General features: G+C 72.1%; 19 protein-coding genes, 1 tRNA gene and 1 pseudogene. 13 read left to right on the top strand and 8 right to left on the bottom strand.

Annotation, left to right across the window (positions count from 1 at the left end):
• A pseudogene (locus tag E1258_RS35660) lies at positions 1-100 on the top strand (DUF3499 domain-containing protein); the annotation flags it as partial.
• Between the two features lie 17 nt (positions 101-117).
• Here E1258_RS35660 and E1258_RS33045 read toward each other — a convergent pair.
• The 3 genes from E1258_RS33045 to E1258_RS03965 form a co-directional block, all read right to left on the bottom strand.
• Positions 118-399, bottom strand: coding sequence for a hypothetical protein (locus E1258_RS33045; protein WP_165949624.1), 282 nt, complete (start codon positions 397-399; stop codon positions 118-120).
• Positions 384-1,730, bottom strand: coding sequence for an aspartate aminotransferase family protein (locus tag E1258_RS03970; RefSeq protein WP_132396912.1), 1,347 nt, complete (start codon positions 1,728-1,730; stop codon positions 384-386). The genes E1258_RS33045 and E1258_RS03970 overlap by 16 nt, the downstream gene beginning before the upstream one ends.
• A gap of 549 nt (positions 1,731-2,279) precedes the next feature.
• Positions 2,280-2,792, bottom strand: a complete 513-nt coding sequence (locus tag E1258_RS03965; protein ID WP_036377554.1) for an Lrp/AsnC family transcriptional regulator — start codon at positions 2,790-2,792, stop codon at positions 2,280-2,282.
• Between the two features lie 210 nt (positions 2,793-3,002).
• Between E1258_RS03965 and E1258_RS03960 the strand changes: the two genes are divergently transcribed.
• The 7 genes from E1258_RS03960 to speB are packed head-to-tail and all read left to right on the top strand — an operon-like array spanning position 3,003 to position 10,797.
• Positions 3,003-4,187 carry a spermidine/putrescine ABC transporter substrate-binding protein gene (locus E1258_RS03960; RefSeq protein WP_132396910.1) on the top strand — a complete coding sequence of 395 codons (1,185 nt, stop codon included), beginning with the start codon at positions 3,003-3,005 and terminating at the stop codon, positions 4,185-4,187.
• A gap of 4 nt (positions 4,188-4,191) precedes the next feature.
• On the top strand, positions 4,192-5,358 hold the full coding sequence (locus tag E1258_RS03955; RefSeq protein ID WP_132396908.1) for an ABC transporter ATP-binding protein: 1,167 nt from the start codon (positions 4,192-4,194) through the stop codon (positions 5,356-5,358).
• Positions 5,355-6,269, top strand: a complete 915-nt coding sequence (locus E1258_RS03950; protein ID WP_132396906.1) for an ABC transporter permease — start codon at positions 5,355-5,357, stop codon at positions 6,267-6,269. The genes E1258_RS03955 and E1258_RS03950 overlap by 4 nt, the downstream gene beginning before the upstream one ends.
• Positions 6,266-7,108: an ABC transporter permease gene (locus E1258_RS03945; RefSeq protein WP_132396904.1), complete on the top strand. Its 843-nt coding sequence runs from the start codon at positions 6,266-6,268 to the stop codon at positions 7,106-7,108. The genes E1258_RS03950 and E1258_RS03945 overlap by 4 nt, the downstream gene beginning before the upstream one ends.
• Entirely contained in the window at positions 7,105-8,526 is a 1,422-nt protein-coding gene (locus E1258_RS03940; RefSeq protein WP_132396902.1) for an FAD-binding oxidoreductase, read from the top strand. The genes E1258_RS03945 and E1258_RS03940 overlap by 4 nt, the downstream gene beginning before the upstream one ends.
• Positions 8,526-9,728: a saccharopine dehydrogenase family protein gene (locus tag E1258_RS03935; protein WP_132396900.1), complete on the top strand. Its 1,203-nt coding sequence runs from the start codon at positions 8,526-8,528 to the stop codon at positions 9,726-9,728. Before E1258_RS03940 ends, E1258_RS03935 begins: the two co-directional genes overlap by 1 nt.
• Before the next feature lie 55 nt (positions 9,729-9,783).
• Positions 9,784-10,797, top strand: coding sequence for an agmatinase (gene speB, locus E1258_RS03930; RefSeq protein ID WP_132396898.1), 1,014 nt, complete (start codon positions 9,784-9,786; stop codon positions 10,795-10,797).
• Positions 10,798-10,869: 72 nt separating this feature from the next.
• Here the strand turns inward: speB and gabT are convergent, their stop codons facing one another.
• Both gabT and E1258_RS03920 read right to left on the bottom strand, forming a co-directional pair.
• Positions 10,870-12,201 (bottom strand): 4-aminobutyrate--2-oxoglutarate transaminase, encoded by a 1,332-nt coding sequence (gabT, locus tag E1258_RS03925; protein WP_165949628.1) that lies wholly within the window; start codon positions 12,199-12,201, stop codon positions 10,870-10,872.
• 3 nt (positions 12,202-12,204) lie between these two features.
• Positions 12,205-13,641, bottom strand: a complete 1,437-nt coding sequence (locus E1258_RS03920) for a gamma-aminobutyraldehyde dehydrogenase (protein ID WP_132396896.1) — start codon at positions 13,639-13,641, stop codon at positions 12,205-12,207.
• 143 nt (positions 13,642-13,784) lie between these two features.
• Between E1258_RS03920 and E1258_RS03915 the strand changes: the two genes are divergently transcribed.
• Entirely contained in the window at positions 13,785-15,224 is a 1,440-nt protein-coding gene (locus tag E1258_RS03915) for an aldehyde dehydrogenase family protein (protein WP_132396894.1), read from the top strand.
• A gap of 16 nt (positions 15,225-15,240) precedes the next feature.
• Here E1258_RS03915 and E1258_RS03910 read toward each other — a convergent pair whose 3' ends face one another.
• Positions 15,241-16,470: an SUKH-3 domain-containing protein gene (locus E1258_RS03910; protein ID WP_132396892.1), complete on the bottom strand. Its 1,230-nt coding sequence runs from the start codon at positions 16,468-16,470 to the stop codon at positions 15,241-15,243.
• 79 nt (positions 16,471-16,549) lie between these two features.
• Here E1258_RS03910 and E1258_RS03905 point away from each other — a divergent pair, with 79 nt between their 5' ends.
• The 4 genes from E1258_RS03905 to E1258_RS03890 all read left to right on the top strand — a co-directional run bounded on the left by E1258_RS03905 (position 16,550) and on the right by E1258_RS03890 (position 21,121).
• Positions 16,550-16,972, top strand: a complete 423-nt coding sequence (locus E1258_RS03905) for a YbaB/EbfC family nucleoid-associated protein (RefSeq protein WP_132396890.1) — start codon at positions 16,550-16,552, stop codon at positions 16,970-16,972.
• Entirely contained in the window at positions 16,969-17,313 is a 345-nt protein-coding gene (locus tag E1258_RS03900; protein WP_132396888.1) for a hypothetical protein, read from the top strand. The genes E1258_RS03905 and E1258_RS03900 overlap by 4 nt, the downstream gene beginning before the upstream one ends.
• 17 nt (positions 17,314-17,330) lie before the next feature.
• Positions 17,331-20,471: a toxin glutamine deamidase domain-containing protein gene (locus E1258_RS03895; protein WP_132396886.1), complete on the top strand. Its 3,141-nt coding sequence runs from the start codon at positions 17,331-17,333 to the stop codon at positions 20,469-20,471.
• Positions 20,472-21,048: 577 nt separating this feature from the next.
• A tRNA-His gene (locus tag E1258_RS03890) sits at positions 21,049-21,121 on the top strand.
• Positions 21,122-21,180: 59 nt separating this feature from the next.
• Here the strand turns inward: E1258_RS03890 and E1258_RS03885 are convergent.
• Positions 21,181-22,476, bottom strand: coding sequence for an Ig-like domain-containing protein (locus E1258_RS03885; protein WP_132396884.1), 1,296 nt, complete (start codon positions 22,474-22,476; stop codon positions 21,181-21,183).
• Positions 22,477-22,678: 202 nt separating this feature from the next.
• Positions 22,679-23,944 (bottom strand): Ig-like domain-containing protein, encoded by a 1,266-nt coding sequence (locus E1258_RS03880; RefSeq protein WP_132396882.1) that lies wholly within the window; start codon positions 23,942-23,944, stop codon positions 22,679-22,681.
• Between the last annotated feature and the right edge of the window lie 54 nt (positions 23,945-23,998).

The raw sequence follows: 23,998 nt of genomic DNA, 5'->3' as shown, positions 1-23,998 counted from the left end.
GCCCCGCCCTCCGGGCGACGAGCAGAGCGGCGGCCCGCAGCACCAGAACCCGCAGACTGGCCGCCGTGGCCACCTGCGGGTGATTCCCCCGAACCACTGACCGCCGGGGCCCACCGATCACCGCAGGCGGTCAGTGGCCCAGGAGGCGGTCAAACAGCGCGGCCCGCCGGGCCGGCCGGCCCGTGCGCAGCTCCGCTCCGCCCGGTCGGAGGAGAGCATGACCCGCAGGCCCGCGTTGACGGCCAGCCAGCGCAGCGGCTCCGGCTCCCAGCGCGCGTCCCCGCCCAGGGGCGGGCGGGGCGCCAACGACTCGCCCACCGTGGACAGCCAGTACGACAGCTCCTGGTAGCGCATGCGGCGGCCCGGGTTCGCGTCGGCTCGGCCTACAGCCGCGCCCACGCCTCGGTGAGCACCGCGCGCAGGATCTGCTCCATCTCGTCGAACTGCTGCTGCTCGGCGATCAGCGGCGGGGCGAGCTGCACGACGGGGTCGCCCCGGTCGTCGGCCCGGCAGTACAGCCCGGCGGAGAACAGCGCGGTGGAGAGGAACCCGCGCAGCAGCCGCTCCGACTCGGCCCCGTCGAACGTCGCCCGGGTCGCCTTGTCCTTCACCAGCTCGATGCCGTAGAAGTACCCGTCGCCGCGCACGTCGCCGACGATCGGCAGGTCGTGCAGCTTCTCCAGGGTGGCGCGGAAGGCGTCCTCGTTGGCCCGGACGTGCCCGATCAGGTCCTCCCGGGCGAACACCTCCAGGTTGGCCAGCGCCACGGCGCAGGAGACCGGATGACCGCCGAAGGTCACCCCGTGGGCGAACATGCCGGTCTCGGTGAGGAACGGCTCCATCAGCCGGTCGCTGGCGATCATCGCGCCGAGCGGGGCGTACCCGGAGGTGATGCCCTTCGCGGTGGTGATGATGTCCGGGCGGTAGCCGTACCGGACGGCGCCGAAGTACTCGCCGAGCCGGCCCCACGAGCAGATCACCTCGTCGGAGACGAGCAGCACGTCGTACGCGTCGCAGATCTCGCGGACCCGCTCGATGTACCCGGGCGGCGGCGGGAAGCAGCCGCCGGAATTCTGCACCGGCTCCAGGAAGACCGCCGCGACGGTGTCCGGCCCCTCCCGCTCGATTGCCCGTCGGATCTCCTCGGCCGCCCACCGGCCGAACGCCTCGGGCGAGTCGCCGTGCTCCGGGGCCCGGTAGTAGTTGGTGTTCGGCACCTTCACCGCCCCGGGCACCAGCGGCTCGAAGTCGGTCTTGATGCCGGGCAGCCCGGTGATCGACAGCGCGCCCATCGACGTGCCGTGGTACGCGAGGTGCCGGCTGACGACCTTGTGCTTGTTGGGCTTGCCGGTCCGCTTGAAGTACGCCCGGGCCAGCTTCCACGCCGCCTCGACGGCCTCGGAACCGCCGGTGGTGAAGAAGACCCGGTTCAGGTCGGCGGGGGCCAACGAGGCGATCTTCTCAGCCAGCTCCACGGCCTTCGGGTGGGCGTACGACCACAGCGGGAAGTAAGCCAGCTCGCCGGCCTGCTTCGCGGCGGCCTCGGCCAGCTCGGTGCGCCCGTGGCCCGCGTTGACGACGAAGAGCCCGGCCAGCCCGTCCAGGTAGCGCCGGCCCCGCGAGTCCCACACGTACGCGCCCTCGCCGCGCACGATCGTCGGCACCTCGCCGGCCGAGTAGCTGGCCATCCGGGTGAAGTGCATCCAGAGGTGGTCGGTGGCGTTGGCCATGTCAGCCCCATCGGTTCTCGGGCCGGTCAGGGGTGACACCGGCCGCTCTGCCCACGGTTATCCCACAGCCGAAGGCCGAAAGGCAAGTGGTATCGGTGGCCCTGCGCTCCAGGCGCAACGGAATCAGCGAGGCTGTGGTGGCTCTGGCAACGGAATCCGCATTACGAGAAACGGTCAGGGTTGGCCTCCCGTGGCCCACTCGGGCGAGTCCCGCGCAGGAGGCGAGGTCGAGTGACACCCCTTTGGAGCTGCCCCGTTCGTGCTACCGGGCAGGTGCTCGCGCGGGGCGCGTAGCACCGGCAGGCTCGGCCGTGTCCACCCCGCCCCGCGGTCCTGCTGGCTCGTTGAGGCGGCGGTGCCGTCGGCCCGCTACGGGGTGCGTGCGGTCCTGCCGGCTCGTTGAGGCGGCGGTGGCTGCGCGTCCGTCTGACGGTGGTGCCGCGGGTTCGTTTGGTTGCGGTAGCACAGACGGGGCAGCTCCAAAGGGCGCCCAACGGAGCCTTCCGCCCGGCCCGGTGGCGCGCGTTCGGGCCGGATGCGCGGGCAAACTCAGGCCGTGCCCCAGCTATAGGTCTGCTTGCGCAGCTTGAGGTAGACGAACGCCTCGGTGGCGAGCACCCCGTCGACGGCGCGCAGCCGTTGCAGGATCTCCAGCAGGTGGGCGTCGTTGCGGCACACCACCTCGGCGAGCAGGTCGAACGACCCGGCGGTGATCACCACGTAGTCGACCTCCTCGAACTCGGCGAGCCGGTCGGCCACCGTCTCCAGGTCGCCGTCGGTGCGCAGGCCGATCATGGCCTGCCGGGGGAAGCCGAGCTGGAGCGGGTCGGTGACCGCGACGATCTGCATGACCCCGGCGTCGAGCAGCCGCTGCACCCGCTGGCGCACCGCCGCCTCGGACAGCCCGACCGCCTTGCCGATCGTCGCGTACGGCCGACGGCCGTCCTCCTGGAGCTGCTCGATGATCTGCTTGGCGACGTCGTCCAACAGAACGTGACTGGCTCCTTCGCGCACGGCGACGCGTCGACCCCCGCTGCCGCTCTCCTGCTGCCGGATGGCCATCGTCAGCTCCCCCATGTCCGGTTCTTCTCCGGGATCGTAATGCCCTGGCGCAGTCTGGCGTAATTCGTGGTGCATTGCTATGCCGGCAACGGAATCCCTTGTGAGGCAGGTCAGCGCATGTCAGGATCAGTCGTCCATCGCCTGAAGACCCTCCCGACGTCGGGCCTCCCCCGTCCCGCCCGCCGACGATGACCCTCTAGGAGTCGTCACATGCGAACTCCCCTCCGGCCCCTCACCCGGCGTGGCCTGCTCACCGGCACCCTCGGCTCGGCCGCGATGCTCGCCACGGCAGGCGCGCTCGCCGGCTGCGGCACCAAGGGCGCCGTGCAGACCGAGGCTGGCTGCGTCAGCGAAGACCTCTCCGGCACGGAGAAGAAGCTGGCGTTCTCCAATTGGCCGCAGTACATGGACGTCGACGAGTCCGACGAATCTAAGCGTCCCAGCCTGGATGCGTTCGTCGCCTCCAGCGGCATCCAGGTCACCTACACCGAGGACATCAACGACAACAACGAGTTCTTCGGCAAGGTGCAGAACCAGCTCGCCGCCTGTCAGGGCACCGGGCGGGACATCATCGTGCTCACCGACTGGATGGCCGCCCGGATGATCCGGCTCGGCTGGATCCAGAAGCTCGACCCGGCGAAGATCCCCAACGTGAGGTCGAACCTGCTGCCGTCGCTGCTCAACCGCTCGTTCGACCCGGACAACCGGATCGCCGTCCCGTGGCAGTCCGGGTTGGCCGGCCTCGCCTACAACGGTTCGGTCGCCAAGGAGATCCGCACCGTCGACGAGCTGTTGACCCGGCCCGACCTCAAGGGCAAGGTCACCGCGTTGTCCGAGATGCGCGACACGATGGGCCTGCTGATGCAGTCCAACGGGCACGACCCGGCGAACTTCACCGCCGCCCAGTTCGACGACGCGCTCAACAAGCTCAAGAGGGCCGTCGACTCCGGGCAGATCCGCAAGTTCACCGGCAACGACTACGCCCCCGACCTCGCCAAGGGCGACATCGCGGCGTGCGTCGGCTGGTCCGGCGACGTCATCCAGCTCTCCGGGGAGAACGACAAAATCAAGTTCGTCGCGCCCGACTCCGGCGTGATGCTCTTCAGCGACAACATGATGGTGCCCAACAAGGCCACCCACAAGGCGAACGCCGAAGAGCTGATCAACTACTACTACCAGCCGGCCGTCGCCGCGAAGCTCGCCGCGTACGTCAACTACATCTGCCCCGTCCAGGGCGCGAAGGCCGAGATGGAGAAGATCGACCCGGAGTTGGCCTCCAACCCGCTGATCTTCCCCGACGAGGCCCTGCTGTCGAAGTCCAAGGTGTTCATGGCCCTGGACGAGAAACAGGAGAAGGAGTACGAGGGCAAGTTCCAGCAGGTCATCGGGGCGTGACGGGATGAGCGCGAAGACGACGGGACACGACACCCCGGCCGGCGACCTGCGGCTGGTCAACCTGACCAAGAGGTTCGGCATCTTCACCGCGGTCGACGACCTCGGCCTAACCATTCCGCAGGGCTCCTTCTTCGCCCTGCTCGGCGCGTCCGGCTGCGGCAAGACCACGACCCTGCGCATGATCGCCGGCCTGGAGCAGCCGACGAGCGGGCAGGTGCTCCTCGGCGACCGGGACATCGCCCGGCTGCGCCCGTACAAGCGGCCGGTCAACACCGTGTTCCAGAGCTACGCGCTCTTCCCGCACCTCAACATCTTCGACAACGTCGCGTTCGGGCTGCGGCGGCGCGGCATCCGCTCGGTCGACGACGAGGTCATGCGGATGCTCGCCCTGGTGCAGCTCGACGACTTCGGCCACCGCCGCCCCGCCCAGCTCTCCGGCGGGCAGCAGCAGCGGGTCGCCCTCGCGCGGGCGCTGATCAACCGGCCGCAGGTGTTGCTGCTCGACGAGCCGCTCGGCGCGCTCGACCTGAAGCTGCGCCGGCAGATGCAGATCGAACTCAAGCGCATCCAGACCGAGGTCGGCATCACCTTCGTGCACGTCACCCACGACCAGGAGGAGGCCATGACCATGGCCGACACGGTCGCGGTGATGAACGCCGGGAAGATCGAGCAGCTCGGCGCACCCGGCGACATCTACGAGTACCCGGCCACCGCTTTCGTGGCGAACTTCCTCGGCCAGTCCAACCTGCTCGCCGCCGAGGCCGCCGGACCCGCCGGGTCCGAGGTGCCGGTCACCGCCCATGGCGCGCGCTACTCCGTGCCCGCCGTCCGCGCCCGCGTCGCCACCGGCCCGGTCTACCTCGGGGTACGCCCCGAGAAGCTGCACCTGGTCGACGCCGCCGACCGGGTGCCCGCCGGCCACCAGTACGTGACCGGCACGGTCACCGACGCCTCGTACGTGGGGGTCAGCACCCAGTACCTCGTGCGCACCGGATGGGGCAGCGAACTGTCCGCGTTCGCGGCCAACAGCGGCCTCGGCGGCGGGGTACCCGTCGGCGCATCCGTGGTGGCGCACTGGGACCCCCGGCACGCGTTCCTGCTACCCCGCCAGCCCGGCGCGGACGACAGCACCGCCGGCCTGCTCGACGAGCCGGTGGGTGTGTCCTCGTGACCGCGCTGGCCCACGTGCCCACGCCGACGGGGCAATCGGCGACGCCCCCGCCGCCGCCCCGGGGTGGGCGGCGCCGGCTGCTGCCGTACCTGCTGCTCCTGCCCGGCGCGGCCTGGCTGCTGCTGTTCTTCGCCGTGCCGCTGTTCCAGCTCGCCGCCGCGAGCCTCTACGACCCCAGCGGCTCGCTCTCCAACGGGTACGCGCTGACCTGGGCCTTCGGCAACTACCCCGACGCGTTGCAGGCGTACTGGCCGCAGTTCGGCCGGTCGTTCCTCTACGCCGGGATCGCCCTGGTGCTGGCCCTGCTGATGGGTTACCCGCTGGCGTACGCGATCGCGCAGAAGGCCGGCCGGTGGAAGGGCCTGCTGCTGGTCTGCGTCGTCGCCCCGATGTTCACCAGCTTCCTGGTGCGCACCCTGGCCTGGAAGACGATCCTGTCCGACAACGGCTGGTTGGTCGGGCTGCTGCGCGACGTGCACCTGCTCGGCCCCGACGGCCGGCTGCTCGCCACCCCCGTCGCGGTGGTCCTCGGGCTGACGTACAACTTCCTGCCCTTCCTGGTGCTGCCGCTGTACGCGAGCCTGGAGCGGCTCGACTACCGCCTGCTGGAGGCGGCCGGCGACCTGTACGCGAGCCCGGTGCAGACGTTCCGCCGGGTCACCCTGCCGCTGTCGATGCCCGGCCTGATCGCCGGCACGCTGCTGTTCTTCATCCCGGCCACCGGCGACTACATCAACGCCGAACTGCTCGGCACCCCGAACGAGTACATGGTCGGCAACGTCATCGACTCGGCGTTCCTGGTCCGGCTGGACTACCCGCAGGGGGCGGCCCTGTCGTTCCTGCTGATGGCGGCGATCCTCGCGGTGGTCTTCGTCTACCTGCGCCGGGCCGGCACGGAGGAGGTGCTGTGAGGCTTACCCGCTGGCTCGCCGACCACTGGGTGACGGGCGTCGCCCTGCTCGTCCTCGGCTACCTGTCGCTGCCCATCGCCGTGGTCGCCGCATTGTCGTTCAACCGCCCGTCGAGCCGCCTGTCGTACGACTTCAACGAGTTCACCCTCGACAACTGGCGGCGGCCCTGCGCCACCTCCGACATGTGCGAAGCGGTGGTCCGCAGCGTGCAGATCGGTTTCGTCGCCACCGTCGTCGCCACCGTGCTCGGCACGCTGATGGCGTTCGCGCTGGTCCGGCACCGGTTCACCGGCCGGTCCGGGATCAACCTGCTGATCTTCCTGCCGATGGCCACCCCCGAGCTGGTCATGGGCACCTCGCTGCTGGCCCTGTTCGTCTCCGCCGGGGTGCCGCAGGGCTTCTGGACCGTCGTCATCGCGCACGTCATGTTCTGCGTGTCGTTCGTGGTGGTCACGGTCAAGGCCCGGCTCGCCGGGATGGACCGCCGGCTGGAGGAGGCCGCCGCCGACCTGTACGCCAGCCCGTGGCAGGCGTTCCGCCTGGTCACCCTGCCGCTGGTGCTCCCCGGCATCGTGGCCGCCGCGCTGCTGGCGTTCTCGCTGAGCTTCGACGACTTCATCATCACCAACTTCAACGCCGGCACTACCATCACGTTCCCGATGTACGTCTGGGGCGCCGCCCAGCGGGGCATCCCGCCGCAGGTCAACGTCATCGGCACGGCGATGTTCGCCATCGCGCTGCTGCTCGTCGGCCTCAGCTCGCTGCGCGGCCGGCGGACCCGCCGCGTCGGCCTACCGGCTGCCCCGGCGACCGGCCGACGGGCGAAGAGCCCGTCATGATCCTCCCGCATACCGGCCGGGCGCTCGCCGACGCGGCGCCCGTACCGTACTGGCTCGACCGGCCCGAACGCCCCGACCCGCTGCCCCCGCTGACCGGCGCGCACAGCTCCGACCTGCTGGTCGTCGGCGGCGGGTACGGCGGGCTCTGGGCCGCCCTGCTGGCCAAGCAGGCCGACCCGAGCGCGGACGTGCTGCTCGTCGACGCCGGCACCTGCGGCTGGGCGGCTTCGGGGCGCAACGGCGGGTTCTGCTCCGCCTCGCTCACCCACGGCCTGGCCAACGGCATCGCCCGGTTCCCCGGTGAGGTCGCCGAGCTGGAACGCCTCGGCCGGGAGAACCTGGCCGCCATCGCCGCCACCGTCGACGCGTACGGCATCGACTGCGACTTCGAACGCACCGGCGAGCTGGCCGTGGCCGTGCGCCCGTACCAGCTCGCCGGGCTCGCCGAGGACACGGAGCTGGCTCGCCGGTACGGCCACGACGTGCGGCTGCTCGACCGCGACGAGGTGCGCGCCGAGGTCGACTCGCCGACGTACCTCGGTGGGATGTGGGACCGTGACCGGGTGGCCATGCTCGACCCGGCGAAGCTCGCCTGGGGCCTGCGCCGCGCCTGCCTCGACCTGGGCGTACGCGTCCACGAGCACACCCGGGTCACCGGCCTGCGCGGCGACGCCGCCGCCCTGGCCGCCACCACGGCCGGCGGCGTCGAGCGGGCCCCCGGCGTAGTCCGCGCCCGGCGGGTCGCCCTGGCCACCAACGCGTTCCCGCCGCTGCTGCGCCGGCTGCGCGCCTGGGTCGTGCCCATCTACGACTACGCGCTGATGACCGAGCCGCTGACCGGGGCCCAGCGGGACGCGATCGGCTGGCGCAACCGGCAGGGCCTCGCCGACACCGGCAACCAGTTCCACTACTACCGGATCACCGGCGACGGGCGGATCCTGTTCGGCGGCTACGACGCCGTCTACCACCACGGCAACCGGGTCGCCCCCGAGCTGGAGCAGCGACCGGCAACGTTCACCGCCCTCGCCGAGCACTTCGTCGCCACCTTCCCGCAGCTCGCCGACGTCCGGTTCAGCCACCGCTGGGGTGGCGTCATCGACACCTGCACCCGGTTCTGCCCGTTCTTCGGCACCGCCTACGGCGGCCGGCTCGCCTACGCCGCCGGGTACACCGGCCTCGGCGTCGGGGCCACCCGGTTCGGCGCGCGGGTGATGCTCGACCTGCTGGCCGGCGCAGACACCCCGCTGACCCGGCTCGACCTCGTCCGGGGCCGGCCGCTGCCGTTCCCGCCGGAGCCCGTCCGGGCCGCCGGCATCCACCTCACCCGCTGGTCGCTGGCCCGCGCCGACGCACGCGACGGCCGGCGCGGCCTGTGGCTCCGTACGCTCGATCGTCTTGGTTTGGGGTTCGATTCCTGATGCGTATCCTGCTGGTCGGCGCCGGCGGGGTCGGCTCCGCCGCCGTCGCCATCGCCGCCCGACGAACATTCTTCGACACCATGGTCGTCGCCGACGCCGACGCCGCCCGCGCCGCGCGGGCCGTCGCCGGGCGCGACGACCGGTTCGTCGCCGCGACCGTCGACGCCTCCTGCTCCGACGCCGTCGCCGCGCTGTGCCGCGAGCACCGGATCACCCACGTGCTCAACGCCGTCGACCCGCGCTTCGTCATGCCGATCTTCGACGGCGCGTACGCGGCCGGCAGCGACTACCTCGACATGGCCATGTCCCTGTCCCACCCGCACCCGAAGCGCCCCTACGCCGAGACCGGCGTGAAGCTCGGCGACGAGCAGTTCGCCGTCGCCGAGCGGTGGGCGTCCGCCGGCCGGCTCGCCCTGTGCGGCATCGGCGTCGAACCCGGCCTGTCCGACGTCTTCGCCCGCTACGCCGCCGACGAGCTGTTCGCCGAGATCGACGAGATCGGGGTACGCGACGGCGCGAACCTGACCGTCGAGGGCTACGACTTCGCCCCGTCGTTCTCCATCTGGACCACGATCGAGGAGTGCCTCAACCCGCCCGTGATCTGGGAACGGGACCGGGGCTGGTTCACCACCGAGCCGTTCAGCGAGCCAGAGGTGTTCCACTTCCCGGAGGGCATCGGCCCCATCGAGTGCGTCAACGTCGAGCACGAGGAGGTGCTGCTCATCCCGCGCTGGGTCGACGCGCGGCGGGTCACCTTCAAGTACGGCCTCGGCGAGGAGTTCATCGACGTCCTGCGTACCCTGCACAAGCTCGGCCTGGACTCCACCGAGCCGGTCACCGTGCGGGGCGTGCGGATGTCCCCGCGCGACGTGGTCGCCGCCGCCCTGCCCGACCCGGCCACCCTCGGCGACCGGATGCGGGGCAAGACCTGTGCCGGCACCTGGGTCAAGGGCGTGGCGAAGTCGGGCGGGCCCCGCGAGGTCTACCTGTACCACATCGTCGACAACGCGTGGTCCATGGCCGAGTATGGCCACCAGGCCGTCGTCTGGCAGACCGCCGTCAACCCGATCGTCGCCCTGGAACTGCTCGCCAGCGGAGCGTGGTCCGGTACCGGCGTGATCGGCCCCGAGGCGCTGCCCCCGCGCCCGTTCCTCGACCTGCTCACCGGCTACGGCTCGCCGTGGGGCATGGAGGAACGGTGACCGGCGCCGGCGGACGGGCGCAGCGGGTGGCCGGCCTTCCCCGATCGGCGCGGCGGTGACCCGCTACGGGCCGATGTTCGGCCCCGACGTCACCTTCCTCGGCGTCGACCGCTGCGCGCTGGACGACCCGGCCTCGTACGCCGACGCGGACGTCGTCATCGTCGGCGCCCCGTTCGACGGTGGCACCTCGCACCGGCCGGGCACCCGGTTCGGCCCGTCCGCCATCCGGCAGGCCTGCTACCTGCCGCACGACGGCTCCCGCCCGTCCCTGGCCCTGCGCGTCGACGCGCTGCGCGACCTGCGGGTGTACGACGCGGGCGACGTCGAGATGTTCTCCGGCGACATCGAACGCTCCCTGTCGTCCCTGGAGGCCGCCGTTTTCGCGGTGGCGCGGTCAGGGGCGATCCCGGTCGTCCTCGGCGGCGACCACTCCATCGCCCTGCCCGACGCCACCGGCGTGGCCCGTCACCACGGGCTCGGCCGGGTGTCCCTGGTGCACTTCGACGCCCACGCCGACACCGGGGACGTCGAGTTCGGCTCCCTGCACGGCCACGGCCAGCCGATGCGCCGACTCATCGAGTCCGGGGCGGTACGCGGCGACCGGTTCCTGCAGATCGGCCTGCGCGGCTACTGGCCCGGCCCCGACGTGCTTCAGTGGATGGCCGCGCAGCGGATGCGCTCGTACGAGATGACGGAGCTGGTCGCCCGCGGCCTGGACACCTGCCTGTCCGAGGCGTTCGACATCGCCGTCGACGAGTGCGAGGGCGTATTCCTCTCCGTCGACGTGGACGTCGTCGACCCCGGCATGGCCCCCGGCACCGGCACCCCCGAACCGGGCGGGCTGACCTCCCGGCAACTCCTCGACGCCGTCCGCCGCTGCTGCTACGAGCTGCCCGTCGTCGGCGTGGACGTGGTCGAGGTCGCCCCGCCGTACGACCACGCGGACATCACCGCGTACCTGGGCAGCCGGGTGGTGCTGGAGGCGCTGTCGGCGATCGCCCGCCGCCGCCGCGACGCCGACGGCGGCCCGCCGTGGGACCCCACGCAACCCTTGCTGCACGGCCGCTGACGGGACGGAAGGCCCGCCCCCGTGCATCGACGCACCGGGGCGATCCGACCAACCGTCGCCCGCAGCACCGGCTCAGTCGAAAACGGCGTCGATGATGTCCAGGCCCCGGGCCAGCTCCGCGTCGGAGATGACCAGCGGGGGCAGGAAGCGCAGCACGTTGCCGTACGTGCCGCAGGTCAGGGTGAGCAGGCCGGCGGCGTGGCAGGCCGCCGACACCGCCGCCGCGGCGGCCGGGTCCGGGGCCAGGGAGCCCGGCTGCACCAGCTCCACGGCGAGCATCGCGCCCCGGCCGCGTACCTCGGCGACCCGGGGGTCGCGGGCGGCGATCGCGTGTAGCCGGTCGGTCATCGTCGCGCCGATCCGGCGGGCGGCGGCGGCCAGCTCCAGCTCGTGCATGGTCTCGATCGCGGCGAGCGCCGCCGCGCAGGCGATCGGGTTGCCGCCGTACGTGCCACCGAGGCCGCCCACGTGCACCGCGTCCATCAGCTCGGCCCGGCCCGTCACGGCCGCCAGCGGCAGGCCGCCCGCGATCCCCTTGGCCAGGGTCACCAGGTCCGGCACGACGCCCTCGTGCTCGCAGGCGAACCAGTCCCCGGTGCGGCAGAACCCCGTCTGGATCTCGTCGGCGACGAAGACCGCCCCGGCGGCCGTCGCCCACTCGCGCAGCGCCGGCAGGAACCCCTGCGCCGGTACGACGAAACCGCCCTCGCCCTGGATCGGCTCGATCAGCAGCGCGGCCACGTTGTCCGCACCGACCTGCTTCTCCACCGTCTCGATCGCCCGCGCCGCCGCCTCGGCACCGGACAGGCCCCCATCCCGCAGCGGGTACGACATCGGCACCCGGTACACCTCGCCGGCGAACGGCCCGAACCGGTGCTTGTACGGCATGTTCTTCGCCGTCAGCGCCATCGTGAGGTTGGTCCGCCCGTGGTACGCGTGGTCGAACGCCACCACCGCCGGCCGCCCCGTGGCGTGCCGGGCGATCTTCACGGCGTTCTCCACCGCCTCCGCGCCCGAGTTGAACAGCGCCGAGCGCTTCTCGAAGCCGCCCGGGGTCAGCGCGTTGAGCTGCTCGCACACCGCCACGTACGACTCGTACGGCGCGACCATGAAGCAGGTGTGGGTGAACCGCTCGACCTGCGCCCGCACCGCCTCCACCACACGCGGGGCGGAGTTGCCGACGTTGGTGACCGCGATGCCGGCGGCGAAGTCGATCCACTCCCGCCCGTCGACGTCGGTGATCGTGCCGCCGCCCGCCCGGTCCACGTACGCGCCGATGACGCTGCCGACGCCCCGGGCCACGGCGACGCCCCGCCGCTTGTGCAGCTCCGCCGAACCCGGCACCGCGCCGCTGTTCGTTCGCGGCTGCGGGGCTCGCAGGACCGGCTCACTTTTCGCGCTCACCGGTCAGCCCTCGAAGTTGTGCATGACGTGCTTGATCCGGGTGTAGTCCTCCAGGCTGTAGACCGAGAGGTCCTTGCCGTGCCCGGAGTGCTTGAAGCCGCCGTGCGGCATCTCCGAGACGAACGGGATGTGGGTGTTCACCCAGACGCAGCCGAAGTCCAGCCGGCGGGTCATCCGCATCGCCCGGCCGTGGTCGCGCGTCCAGACCGACGCCGACAGGCCGTAGTCGACGCCGTTGGCCCAGCGCACCGCCTCGTCCTCGTCGGAGAAGCGCTGCACGGTGATGACCGGCCCGAACACCTCCTGCTGGATGACCTCGTCGGCCTGGCGCACACCGCTGACGACCGTGGGGGCGTAGAAGTAGCCTCGCGTCCCCTGTCGGGACCCCCCGGTCAGCACGCTCGCGTGGTCGGGCAGCCGGTCGACGAAGCCGCTGACCCGGGCGAGCTGGTTGGCGTTGTTCAGCGGCCCGTACAGCACGTCGGCGTCGTCCGGCGCGCCGGTCCGGGTGTTGCGGGCCTGCTCGGCCAGCGCCGCCACGAAGTCGTCGTGGATGCCCGGACCCGCCAGCACCCGGGTCGCCGCCGTGCAGTCCTGGCCGGCGTTGAAGTAGCCGCCCATCGCGATCGCCTCGGCCGCCGCCGCCACGTCCGCGTCGTCGAAGATCACCACCGGGGCCTTGCCGCCGAGCTCCAGGTGGGTCCGCTTCAGGTCCGGGGCTGCGGCGGAGGCGACCTCCATGCCCGCCCGGGTCGAGCCCGTGATCGACACGAGCTGCGGGGTCGGGTGCGACACGAGGGCACGACCGGTGTCCCGGTCGCCGCAGACCACGTTGAACACTCCCGGCGGGAAGAACTCGGCGGCGATCTCGGCCAGCAGCAGCGTCGACACCGGTGTGGTGTCCGACGGCTTGAGCACCACCGTGTTGCCCGCGGCGAGTGCGGGGGCGATCTTCCACACCGCCATCATCAGCGGGTAGTTCCACGGGGTGATCTGGGCGCACACGCCGATCGGCTCCCGCCGTACGTACGAGGTGTGGCCCGCCAGGTACTCCCCGGCCGACCGGCCCTCCAGCAGCCGGGCCGCCCCCGCGAAGAAGCGGAACTGGTCCACCGCCGGAGGCAGCTCCTCGGAGGCGGTGAGCTGGCGCGGCTTGCCCGTGTTGCGCACCTCGGCGTCGACCAGCTCGGCCGCCCGCGCCTCCACCGCGTCGGCGAGCTTCAGCAGCGCCCGCTGCCGCTCGCCCGGGGTGGTGTCCCGCCACGTCTCGAACGCGGCGGAGGCCGCCCGCATGGCCGCGTCCACGTCCGCCGGGCCGGAGGCCGGCGCCTGGGCGAAGACCTCACCGGTGCACGGGTCGACCAGGTCGGTGTACCCGCCGTCGGAAGGATCGACGTACTCGCCGTTGACGAAGTTGCGCAACTGCTGCTGGTCGCTCATCAGGTGTCTCCGAGGGATTGCCGGGGGTGCGGACAGCGGAGGTGATCGGAATCTGACTGCCATCTTCGCTACTGAATTCGCGGCAGACAAGGGCTTGAGCGACTGTTTCCGTGCAGGCCGCAGGTCGTCTACGCTGCCGAGGTGTGGAGCCGAGAGCCTTCTTCGTCGCCGGCCGCCCCGCACACGGCGAGGGCGAGCTGACCGTCACCCACCCGTACGACGGTCGGGCGGTGGGGCGTACCACGCTCGCCACGCCCGACCAGGTCGAGGCCGCCGTCGCCGCGGCGGCCCGGGTGGCCGCGCAGGCCGCGGCCCTGCCCGCGCACGCCCGCGCGGCGGCCCTGGACCACGTCTCCCGGCGGCTCGCCGAGCGCGCGGCGGAGGTGGCCGACCTGATCACCGCCGAGAACGGCAAGCCGGTCAAGTGGGCGAAGGCTGAGGTCGGGCGGGCGGTGTCGACGTTCCGCTGGGCGGCCGAGGAGGCCCGGCGCTTCTCCGGCGAGCTGCAACGCCTCGACACCGATCCGGCCGCCACCGGGCGGATCGCGCTGGTCCGCCGGGCGCCGAAGGGGCCCGTGCTGGGGATCGCGCCGTTCAACTTCCCGCTCAACCTGGTCGCGCACAAGGTCGCCCCGGCCGTCGCCGTCGGCGCGCCGATCATCGTGAAGCCGGCCCCCGCCACCCCGCTGTCGGCGCTGCTGCTCGGCGAGATCCTCGCCGAGACCGAGTTGCCCGAAGGCATGTTCTCGGTGCTGCCGCTGCCCAACGAGCGCGCCGCCGAACTGGTCGCCGACGCCAGGCTGCCGGTGGTGTCGTTCACCGGCTCCGGGCCGGTCGGCGCGGCCATCCGCCGGTCCGTGCCCGACAAGCACGTCACCCTGGAACTGGGCGGCAACGCGGCGGCGGTGATCTGCGAGGACTGGAACACCGACGAGGACCTCACCTTCGCCGCGCACCGGATCGCCACCTTCGCCAACTACCAGGCCGGGCAGTCGTGCATCGCCGTGCAGCGGGTGTACGTGCACGAATGGCTCTACGACGCCTTCCTGCCGAGGCTGGTCGCCGCGGTGAAGGCGCTGCGCACCGGCGACCCGGCGGATCCGCTGACCGACGTCGGCCCCCTGGTGTCGGTCGAGGCCGCGCAGCGGGTCGAGGCGTGGGTCGACGAGGCGGTGGTGGCCGGGGCGACGATCGAGGTGGGCGGGCGGCGCGACGGCGCCACCTACCCGCCGACCGTGCTGTCCGGCGTGCCCGCCGATGCCAAGGTGTACGCCGAGGAGGTGTTCGGGCCGGTGCTCGTGGTCGCCCGGGTCGAGAGCGACCCCGCCGCGTTCGCCGCCGTCAACGACTCCGCGTACGGGTTGCAGGCCGGCGTCTTCACCCACCGGCTCGACGTCGCCTTCGCCGCCCACCGGGCCCTCGACGTCGGCGGGGTGATCGTCGGCGACGTGCCGTCGTACCGGGCCGACCAGATGCCGTACGGGGGCGTGAAGGGCAGCGGAGTGGGGCGGGAGGGCCTGCGCAGCGCCATGGACGACTACACCGACCAGAGGGTCCTGGTCCTCACCGGCGTGCGGCTGTAGCGAGTCGAGGGCGGCGTCACCAGGTGCCGTCGTCGCGGACGCGGGAGGGGGCCCGGCCGAGCAGCAGGGTGGTCAGCGCGGCGTCGACGTCGTCGCCGAGGAACCACTCGCCGGCCTGGTCCAGCGCGAAGACCCGACCTCGCTCGTCCACGGCGAGGATGCTCTCCTGGTTCTCCGTCCCGATCGGGAACAGCCGTACGCCGAGCACGGCGGCGAAGTCCGCGAGCGTGTCGGCGTTGTGGGCCACCAGGTGCGGGGTGATGTCGAACCGCGAGATCCACACCTGCTCGCCCGGGCCGCACCGGGCTCCGATCAGGCCGGGGAACCGGGTGATCGCCTCCACCGCCGCGGGGAACGCCACGTGGGAGTGACTGGCCCCGACGACGGCCGTGACGTCCCGGACGGCGGCGGCTGCCATTATCTCGTCCCCGATGTGTGGTGCCCAGCCGGCGGCGACGAGGGCGTGCGCCACCTCGTCGGGGAAGCGGCCCGGTTCGGGTGCCGGAACCGCCTCCGGCACCCAGGGCTGCCGGAAGCCCAGGTCGGACCAGGGGAGCACGTTCATGTGCACCAGGAACCTGATGCACGAGTCACACGGCCGGTCGGCCGGCCCGCCCGCCGGGTCGCCCGGCTCGCGTACCCAGTACAGCTCGAACAGGCTGCCCGCGAACCAGGCCCGCGCCTCGTCGAGGGTCGCCGGGGCCCGCCCCTCGGCGGCGCGCTGGTGGTCGTGTTCGTGCAGGACGTCCGACACCACGATCAGCTCGGCGTGCCGGTCCACCCCCCGGACCAGGTGACCGGGCGGCTGGGTGTCCAGGTATTCCCGGACGAGCCGGTGGTGCCGCAGCACCGCCTCCCCCTTGGCGCCCCACGCGCGGTGCATCCTGCCGGCCACGGTCAGGTGCGCGGCCGTGCCGGGGGTCGGCAGGCGGCGGATCTCGCGGAGCAGTTGGCTCGCCGGGTCGGCGGTGCGCGGCGCGGGCTGGGCCGGCCGGCTGCGCCGGTACATCTCCTGCACGGCCGGGAACGGCAGGCGCGGCCAGGTCGACACCTCGCCGGTCTCCTTGTCCACCACCGTGGTCGGCAGGTCGCCCGGGGGAACCGTGGCCGCCGGGGTCACCGTCGAGGTGATCAGGTAGCCCAGGTCGAACTCCTCGACCAGCGGGGCGCACTCGTGCCCGAGGCGCTGGGAGTCCCGGTGGGCCCAGACGGTGGCGAGCTGTTCGGCCTGCTGACGGTCGATCACCCACCCGAAGTTACCTGACCCCACGAAATCCGTCGCGCCCGGTATGGTCTGCCGTACCGAGGGTGACGGGGAGGTCGCGTTGGCCGAGAGCGTGGACCGGGAGGCCAACCGGGCGCTGCGAGCCCGGTTCGACGAGGTGTACGGGCAGTACCGCCAGCTCCGCTCCGGGTTGGACGAGCTGCGGTCCCGCCTCGCGGAGCTGCGGGTCACCGAACGCTCCGACGACGGCCAGGTGACCGTGGTGGCCGGTGCCCGGGGCGACATCGTCTCGGTGGACCTGACCCCCTCCGCCCTTCACGGCCGCGACGCCAGGGCCCTGAGCCACAAGATCACCTTGACGGTGCACCGGGCCGCCGCCGCCTCGGTCGCCGCCACCCAGGAGCTGGTCGCGGGATACCTCCCGGCCGGGTCGGGGTCGATGGAGTTCCTCCGCACCGGTGACTTCGACACCCTGCTGGGCCGGGCCGACGCCGCCATGCGGGGCGGGGAGGGATCGGCATGACCGACCACCAGCTCTGGTTGGACCCGGGGCGGGCACGGCGCGGTGGTGCCGACCTGGCCTCGGCCGGCGAGGCCGTCACCGCTCGGCGGACCGAGGTGGGCGGCCAGCTCGCGGCGGCCAGCGCTGCCCGGCCCTGGGGGCGCGACGACATCGGCGCGGCGTTCGAGAAGCAGTACCGAGGGTTCGAGGAGACGCTGCTGCGGGCCTGGACGGGCCTCGGCCGAGCTCTCGAAGACCTGGGCGAGGACGTCGTGCGGTCGGTGGACAACACCGTACGGACGGACGCGCAGGGCGCCGGACGACTCGACCGGATCTCCGACCAGCGGCCCGCCGGGCGCTGACGACTCCGAGGATCGCCGTGACCCTGCTGCCGAGCCCGATCCCGCATCCGCTGGACTACTCGCCCTGGGAGCTGCCCGGCTGGGTCTACGAGGCGCTCGACTGGGTGATCGGGGTGGAGTGGCCGGAAGGCGACGAGCGGGCCGTCTGGGACCTCGCCGACCAGTGGTACGGCGTGGCCGAGGCCCTGGCCGGCCCCCGCGCGGACGCGATCGCCGCCGCCGGGGAGGTCCGCAGCGGGTACGGCGGGATCGGGGCGGTCGCGGAGGCGTTCGACGCGGCCTGGCGGCGGGTGGCAGAGGGCGACGAGGCCCCGCTGCCGGTGCTGTTGGCGGTGAGCGGTGACCTCGGCCGGCTCGTCGAGGAGTGCGGCTGCGACATCGAGGGCGCCAAGCTGGAGGTCTGGATCGAGCTGGGCATCCTCGTCGTCGAGCTGCTCTCCCTCGCCGTGGCGGCGGTGCTCACCGCAGGTGCCGCCTCGCCCGCCGCCGGTGCCGCGATCGCCGCCAGCCGGTTCGTCGTGCAGCAGATCTTCAAGAGGCTGATGGCCCAGCTCGCCCGCAAGGCCCTCAAGCAGGGCCTGAAGGAGGCCAGCGAGCGCGCGGCCAAGCGGGTGGCCGAGGGCGGCATGCGCGGCCTCGCCCGGAAGGCGGCGCGCGGCGGGATGGAGGAGGCGGCCGAGGAGTCCGGGATCACGCTCGCCACGCAGGCGTACCAGAACTCGACCGGCCGCCGCGACGGCCTGGACCTGACCGACGCGGGAATGTCCGCGCTCGGTGGCCTGGCGGGTGGGGCGGTGGCGCCGCTGGCCGGCCTCGGGAGGCACGCGACCGGGCGGGCGGCGCGGATCGGCGAGCACTTCGGCCGGGAGATGACCGGCGAGGTCATCGCCGACCAGGCGGCCAACCTCGCCACCGGGCAGGGCCCCGTGTCGCTGGAGGACGCGGCGCGGGCCGCCGCGTCGGGTGCCACCGGGTCGGCCACCGGGCAGACGGACGTCGCGTTGCAGCATCGCCTCGACGGCCGGATGGCCGCCCTCGCGGGGGCGTCCTTCGCCCCGACGGACCTCGGTGCGCTCGCGCCGGGCCCGACCGACGCCGCCCTCGGCCCCGGCGGGGATCATCCCATCGTTCCGGTCCCCCGAGAGGGGGCGGGCCCCACCGCCGTTGCTGCGGCGCTCGGGGCGGGCGGGTCGGAGCCGGGCCCGTCCGCCTCGGCCAGGGTCGAGCTGGGCGGCGACGCGCCGGGGCCGCAGAACCCGCTGCCCTCGGCAGCGCCACGCGAGGCAGCGTTCGTCGTCGCCGTCGATGCCCACGTCGACCAGGTGCCGACCGCGCTGGCCGAGGCGTCCACGCAGCCCGCGCCGCAGGCACCGGCCACGTCCGGCGCGGCCGACGGGTCGGCGCCCGCGCGCGCGGCGGTCAGCCCGACGCTGTCGTCGGTCGCTGCGGCCGAGTTCGCGCAGCCCGACACGCGGGTAGCCGGGCCGGCGCCGCCGTCCGTGGGCGCTGCCGCCGTCGCCGATGGCGTCGCGCCCCACGCGGTGGGCGCGTCGGGAGCCCCGGCGGCACCCCACCCGCCGGCCTCGGCGAGCGGCGTCCTCGCGCCGTCCCCGGTGGTCCCGCCGGCCGCCGGCACGGGCACCGTGGCCACGGGCATGGGCACGGTGGGTACGGCCACGCCGGCGGGTCCGGGCCACGACGGCCCGCTCGCGCCCCCTCCGCCCCGTTCTCCCCGCATGGGGTCGCTGGACCCACGGTGGCACCGCGCACAGCCCGCGGAGCATCCCGTCGTGCCACCGCCGAGGTCGCCCGAGTGGCAGGCCAGGCAGCGGGCCGAGCGCGAGGCGTACGACCGGCGCCGCTATCAGGATCGCTTCCAGCAACAACGCGCGCTGCACGAGGACAACCGGCGATTCCTGCAAGCTCGGAAGCTACGTGGCCGGTATGAGTTCTTCCAACGGCGGGCCAGCGAGTACGCCGCCTACGCGCTGAGTCTGCAACACCAGGGCCAGGGCTACCTCGCGACCTCGTGGCACAGGATGGCGATGGCGGACGAGCAGGCGGCCTACGAGTCGCGGGAACTGGCCGAGGCGGTGCTCGCCGGCACGGTCGCGCCGCAGTTCGTCGAGGTCAGCGATCCCCTCGACTTCTACTCGATCAACACCGACGATCCGTCGCTCGTCGTCGGGGCGGTGCAGACCGACGGCCCCTCGGCGCTGACCGGGGACGACCACCCACCGCCGATCGACCGGTCCCGCCGATACGGGCAGTGGGGCGGCCTCCGGCCCCCGCTGGCGCTGCACCAGTCGGACCTCGAACGGGCGATGCCCCGCAGCCCCGGTGGGCGGGTCCTGCGCACCGCCGACCCCCGCCGGGGCAACTGGTTCAGGCTCGCCAACGACGGCGGGCCGGCCGCCGACCCGACCCGGGGCATCAACTGCCTGGACTGCACCCTCTCGCTGTACGAGACGTGGATGCACGGCCGTCCCCGGGTCTCCGCGCCGCGCACGTTCGACGCGTACGCCGCCGGTGACATCAGCCGGCCGCTCGGCGGCGAGATGGGCGGCCCGGGGCGGGTCGAGGACGCCACCGGCGGACGCTTCCAGCAACTCGTCGACCCCGACGATCGCACTCCCGCCGACGAGAGGTGGCGTGTGGTCAACCGGGGGTTCGGCAACCTTGAGCGGCAGTTGCGAGCCGGCGGTCACGGAAGTTACGCGTTCCTCATCACCACGTACGAGGGCGGAGGGTCGCACGCCTGGGTGGCACTGAACCAGAACGGCAGCGTGCTCTACCTGGACCCGCAGAGCGGGATCGTGTCCGACATGCCGATCTACACGCACAGCGGGTTGCCGGCCCCGCACAACGTGACCGGCATCGACGCCCTGGTCCTCGGTGCGAATGGTGACCCCATGCCGATGGCGGGTCGCGGGCCGGGGAAGTTCAGCCAGCGGGCCGGGGTGGTGGATGAGCAGCAGGCGGAGGATCGGTCGCGGGAGTGGCAGCCCGGCCCCGACGACCCCACGGACGACGAGCTGTACGTCAACCGGATGCACCTGCTCGCAGGCCCAGAACGGACTTCGCGGGGCGACGGAGGCACTCAGCCTCCGGAAGCTGACAGACCTTCGAGATCGCGAGTTTCGCATCAGGAGCTTTGAATCCCTTGAGCGAAAGTCTCTGGGCGAGGCGGCGGCCGACCCTGGGCTGACTGCGGACGATTTTCCTGTCTCCGAGCTTTTGCGTAACCGTCTGGAGCAGCAAGATGTTGACATGCTGCGCGATCTGCAAGGATGAAACTAAGGGTGATCTGGTAGGGAATGTTCATCATGGATCCGGGCGGTGGTCGTGCGCTGATCTGGAACCATCGCATCAAGGCCTGGTCTTATGATCCCGGGTTGACTTTCGATTTCTTGAAGATCATCGGGATGTCGATCGTTACCGAGAGATCGACGAGCCTGAGGCTCGGCAGGTGGCACTCGCGGTGACGGGTGGTGACTTGCCGGGGGAGGTCAGGTGGTGGCGCAGTTCCGAGGGCGTGAACCAGTCGAGTGACCCGGGCCTGTGCGATCACCCGGGCGGCGGCAGGCGCCCCAGAGCATCGCTGCTCCGTAGGGCCAGGGCCACGCGCACTGGGCGGCCCGGTGCTCGTCGCGGGGAACCCGGTGGACGTGGGTGGCGGGGGTATGGCTATTATTAGTCCGCACGCCGCCCGGCCCCGCCGGGGCGGAGCGCATGGTGGCTGTAGCTCAGTTGGCAGAGCACCGGGTTGTGGTCCCGGTTGTCGTGGGTTCAATTCCCATCAGTCACCCGTGCACGAAGGCCCCCTCCGCTCGGAGGGGGCCTTCGGCGTTCCTGATGGGTTCGGGGTCAGGCGGTCGGCTCGGCGCTGGGGGACTCGGCCCCGTCGGCGGGAGTGGCCTCGGCGGCCGGGGAGGCGGCGGCGTCCGGGTCGTACGGGAGGGCGCTGCCCTTGACGTACTCGTCCCAGCTCATGTTCCAGTCGGTCCAGCCGTTGCCGTTGGCGAGCTTACGTTCGGTGCCCTTGACGGTGATCGGGTCGCCGACGCGGGTGTTGTCGAACAGCCAGGCGCCGTTCTTCATCGAGACGTTGACGCAGCCGTGCGAGACATTGACGCTGCCCTGCTGCCCCTCGGACCAGGGAGCGGCGTGGATGAACTCGCCGCCCCAGGTGAGGCGCTGCGCGTAGTCGATCTTCGTGCGGTAGCCCTCCTCGGGGCCCAGCTCCTCGAAGGTGTCGAAGACGGTCTTGCGCAGCTTCTCGATGACCACCATGGTTCCGCTGGACGACGGCGTGCTCTTCTTGCCGAGGCTGACGGGGATGGTCTTGATCACCTTGCCGTCCTTGGTGACGGTCATCAGCTTCGTCCTGTTGTCGACCGTCATGATCACCGCTGGGCCGGTCTTGATGTCGACCGTCAGGTCCGCGCGGCCATACCAGCCGTCGCCGAGTGGGAGGCCCCCGGCCTGCACCCGGTACGAGATGGCGCTGCCGGCCCTCCAGAACTCCTTCGGCCGGTACCGGATCTCGGTGGGGCTGACCCAGTGCCAGATGCCCTCCTGCGCCGGCGTGGAGGTCACCGTCATCCGCCGCTGGACGTCGTCGCGGTAGTCCTCGGGGACGGCCCGGCTGAACTTCACGATGAGCGGCATGCCGACGCCGACGACCTGGTCGTCGCCGAGGAAGCTGCTGATCCGCACCTGCTTGCCGGGCTTGGCCATGGTGGTGAAGGTGCTGGTCGCCTGCGTCGGCTTGCCGTCGTCCCCGGTCGCCGTCACGGTGGCCGTGTAGGTCTCCCCGTACTTCAGGGCGGCCTTGGGCAGCCAGCTTGCGCCATCGGCGGCGAGCGTGCCCTCGACGGGCGCGCCGGCCGAGTCCTTCAGCTCGATCGCGGTGTCCTTCGCGTCCCTGGTGGTGAAGGTGATGCCGGTGGACGCCGGCACGTCCTTGGCGTCGGCCGCAGGCTCGGTGATGGTGGCCGAGGCCTTGGGTGCGCTCTCGCCGCCACCCTGCCAGGCCGACGACTTGCCCCCCTCGCCGTCGGTGCAGGCGGTGGTGAGCGCCAGTACGGCGGCGAGCAGCCCCGCCGCGAACACGCGGCGTCGACCACCGCGCCGGGTCAGCTGGTCCTGGGTTGCGCGCATGAATTCCCTCACTGTCGTGGTACCCCGGTTGTCCATCGTCTCTCAGTGACGCACGGAAACACGTACCCGTTGCGGGGGGTGAAGAGAAACACCCGACCATGATGTCCGAATTCTGCCGAAAATCCGAACTTGGTGAGTGATGTTCGCAAATGACGAGGGCGGGCGCCGGGATTCCGACGCCCGCCCTCGTGCTGGTCGTCTGTCAGGGCAGTGCCGACGCGGAGCCGCCCTCCGGCACCGGCAGTGCGCTGCCCTTGACGAACTCGGACCAGCTCAGGCTCCAGGCCGTCCAGCCGTTGCCGGGGGCAAGCTTGCGCTCGGTCCCCTTGATGGTGACCGGATCGCCGACCCGGGTCTGGGAGTAGAGCCACTTCGCGTGCGCCATCGAGACGTTGACGCAGCCGTGTGAGACGTTCTGCCGCCCCTGCACGTGCTCGGACCAGGGCGCGGCGTGGATGTACTCGCCGCCCCAGGTGAGCCGCTGGGCGAAGTCGATCTCGGTGACGTACCGGTTGGCCGGGTTCGGGTCGTCGCGGGTGTCGAAGACCGTGGACTCCTTCTTCTCCATCACCACCATGGTGCCGCTGGAGGAAGGGGTGCTCTTCTTGCCCAGGCTCACCGGGATCGTGCGGACGAGCTGGCCGTCCTGGTAGACGCTCATCTTCTTGGTGGCATTGTCGACCTTCATCTCGAACGCCCGGCCGATCTTGGCGGTGGCGCTCCGGTCGACGTTGCCGTACTTGCCGTTGCTGAGCGGAACGCCCGCCAGCGCGATCCGTACGCTGATCGTGGTCCCGGGCTTCCAGTATTCCGGCGCCCGGTAGTAGGCCTGCGTGCCGTTGGAGACCCAGTGCCACGCACCGGGCTGCGGCGGGTCGGTGCGGACGAACATCCGCTTCTGCACCGCGGCCCGGTCCTTCTCCGGAATGCCCGGGTGGAACTCGGTGACGACCGGCATGCCGACCCCGTACGTCTTGTCGCTGAACAGGTAGAGCCCGGAGGCGATCAACGACTTCGGCTTGGCCATCGTCGTGAACGTGCTGGTGCCCTGCCGGGTCTCCCCGCCCGCGCCGGCGGCGCTGACGGTGGCCGTGTAGCGCATGCCGTACTTCAGGGGGCTGTTCGGCACCCAGGACGAGCCGTCGGTGCGCCAGCGGCCCTCGACCTTGGTGCCGTCCGCGGCGGTGAGGGTGAGGTCGGTCACCTTGCCGCCTTCGGAGATCTTCGCGGAGATTTCGGTGCTGACCGGCCTGTTCTTCGCCCCGTCGGCCGGGCTGACCTTGAGCGGGTCGGTGCTCACGGCCGGATCGGTCGGCGCCGTTCCTGTAGCGGCGACGCTGCTGCCGACGTCGGGGGCACCGTCGACGAACTCCGCCTTCTTCTGGTCGTCACCGCACCCGGTCAGCGCCAGTGACGCCATCAGGCTCAGGGCGCCTACCAGCGCCCCGGCCCGCGCGAACCTGCCCATTCCCACCCCTGTTCTCGCGTACCTGGCGGACATCGTGCCGCATGACGGCCGTCC

It is taken from the genome of Micromonospora sp. KC207, assembly GCF_004348615.1.
Taxonomy (GTDB): domain Bacteria; phylum Actinomycetota; class Actinomycetes; order Mycobacteriales; family Micromonosporaceae; genus Micromonospora.
This window is presented reverse-complemented; position numbering and strand designations above follow the sequence as displayed.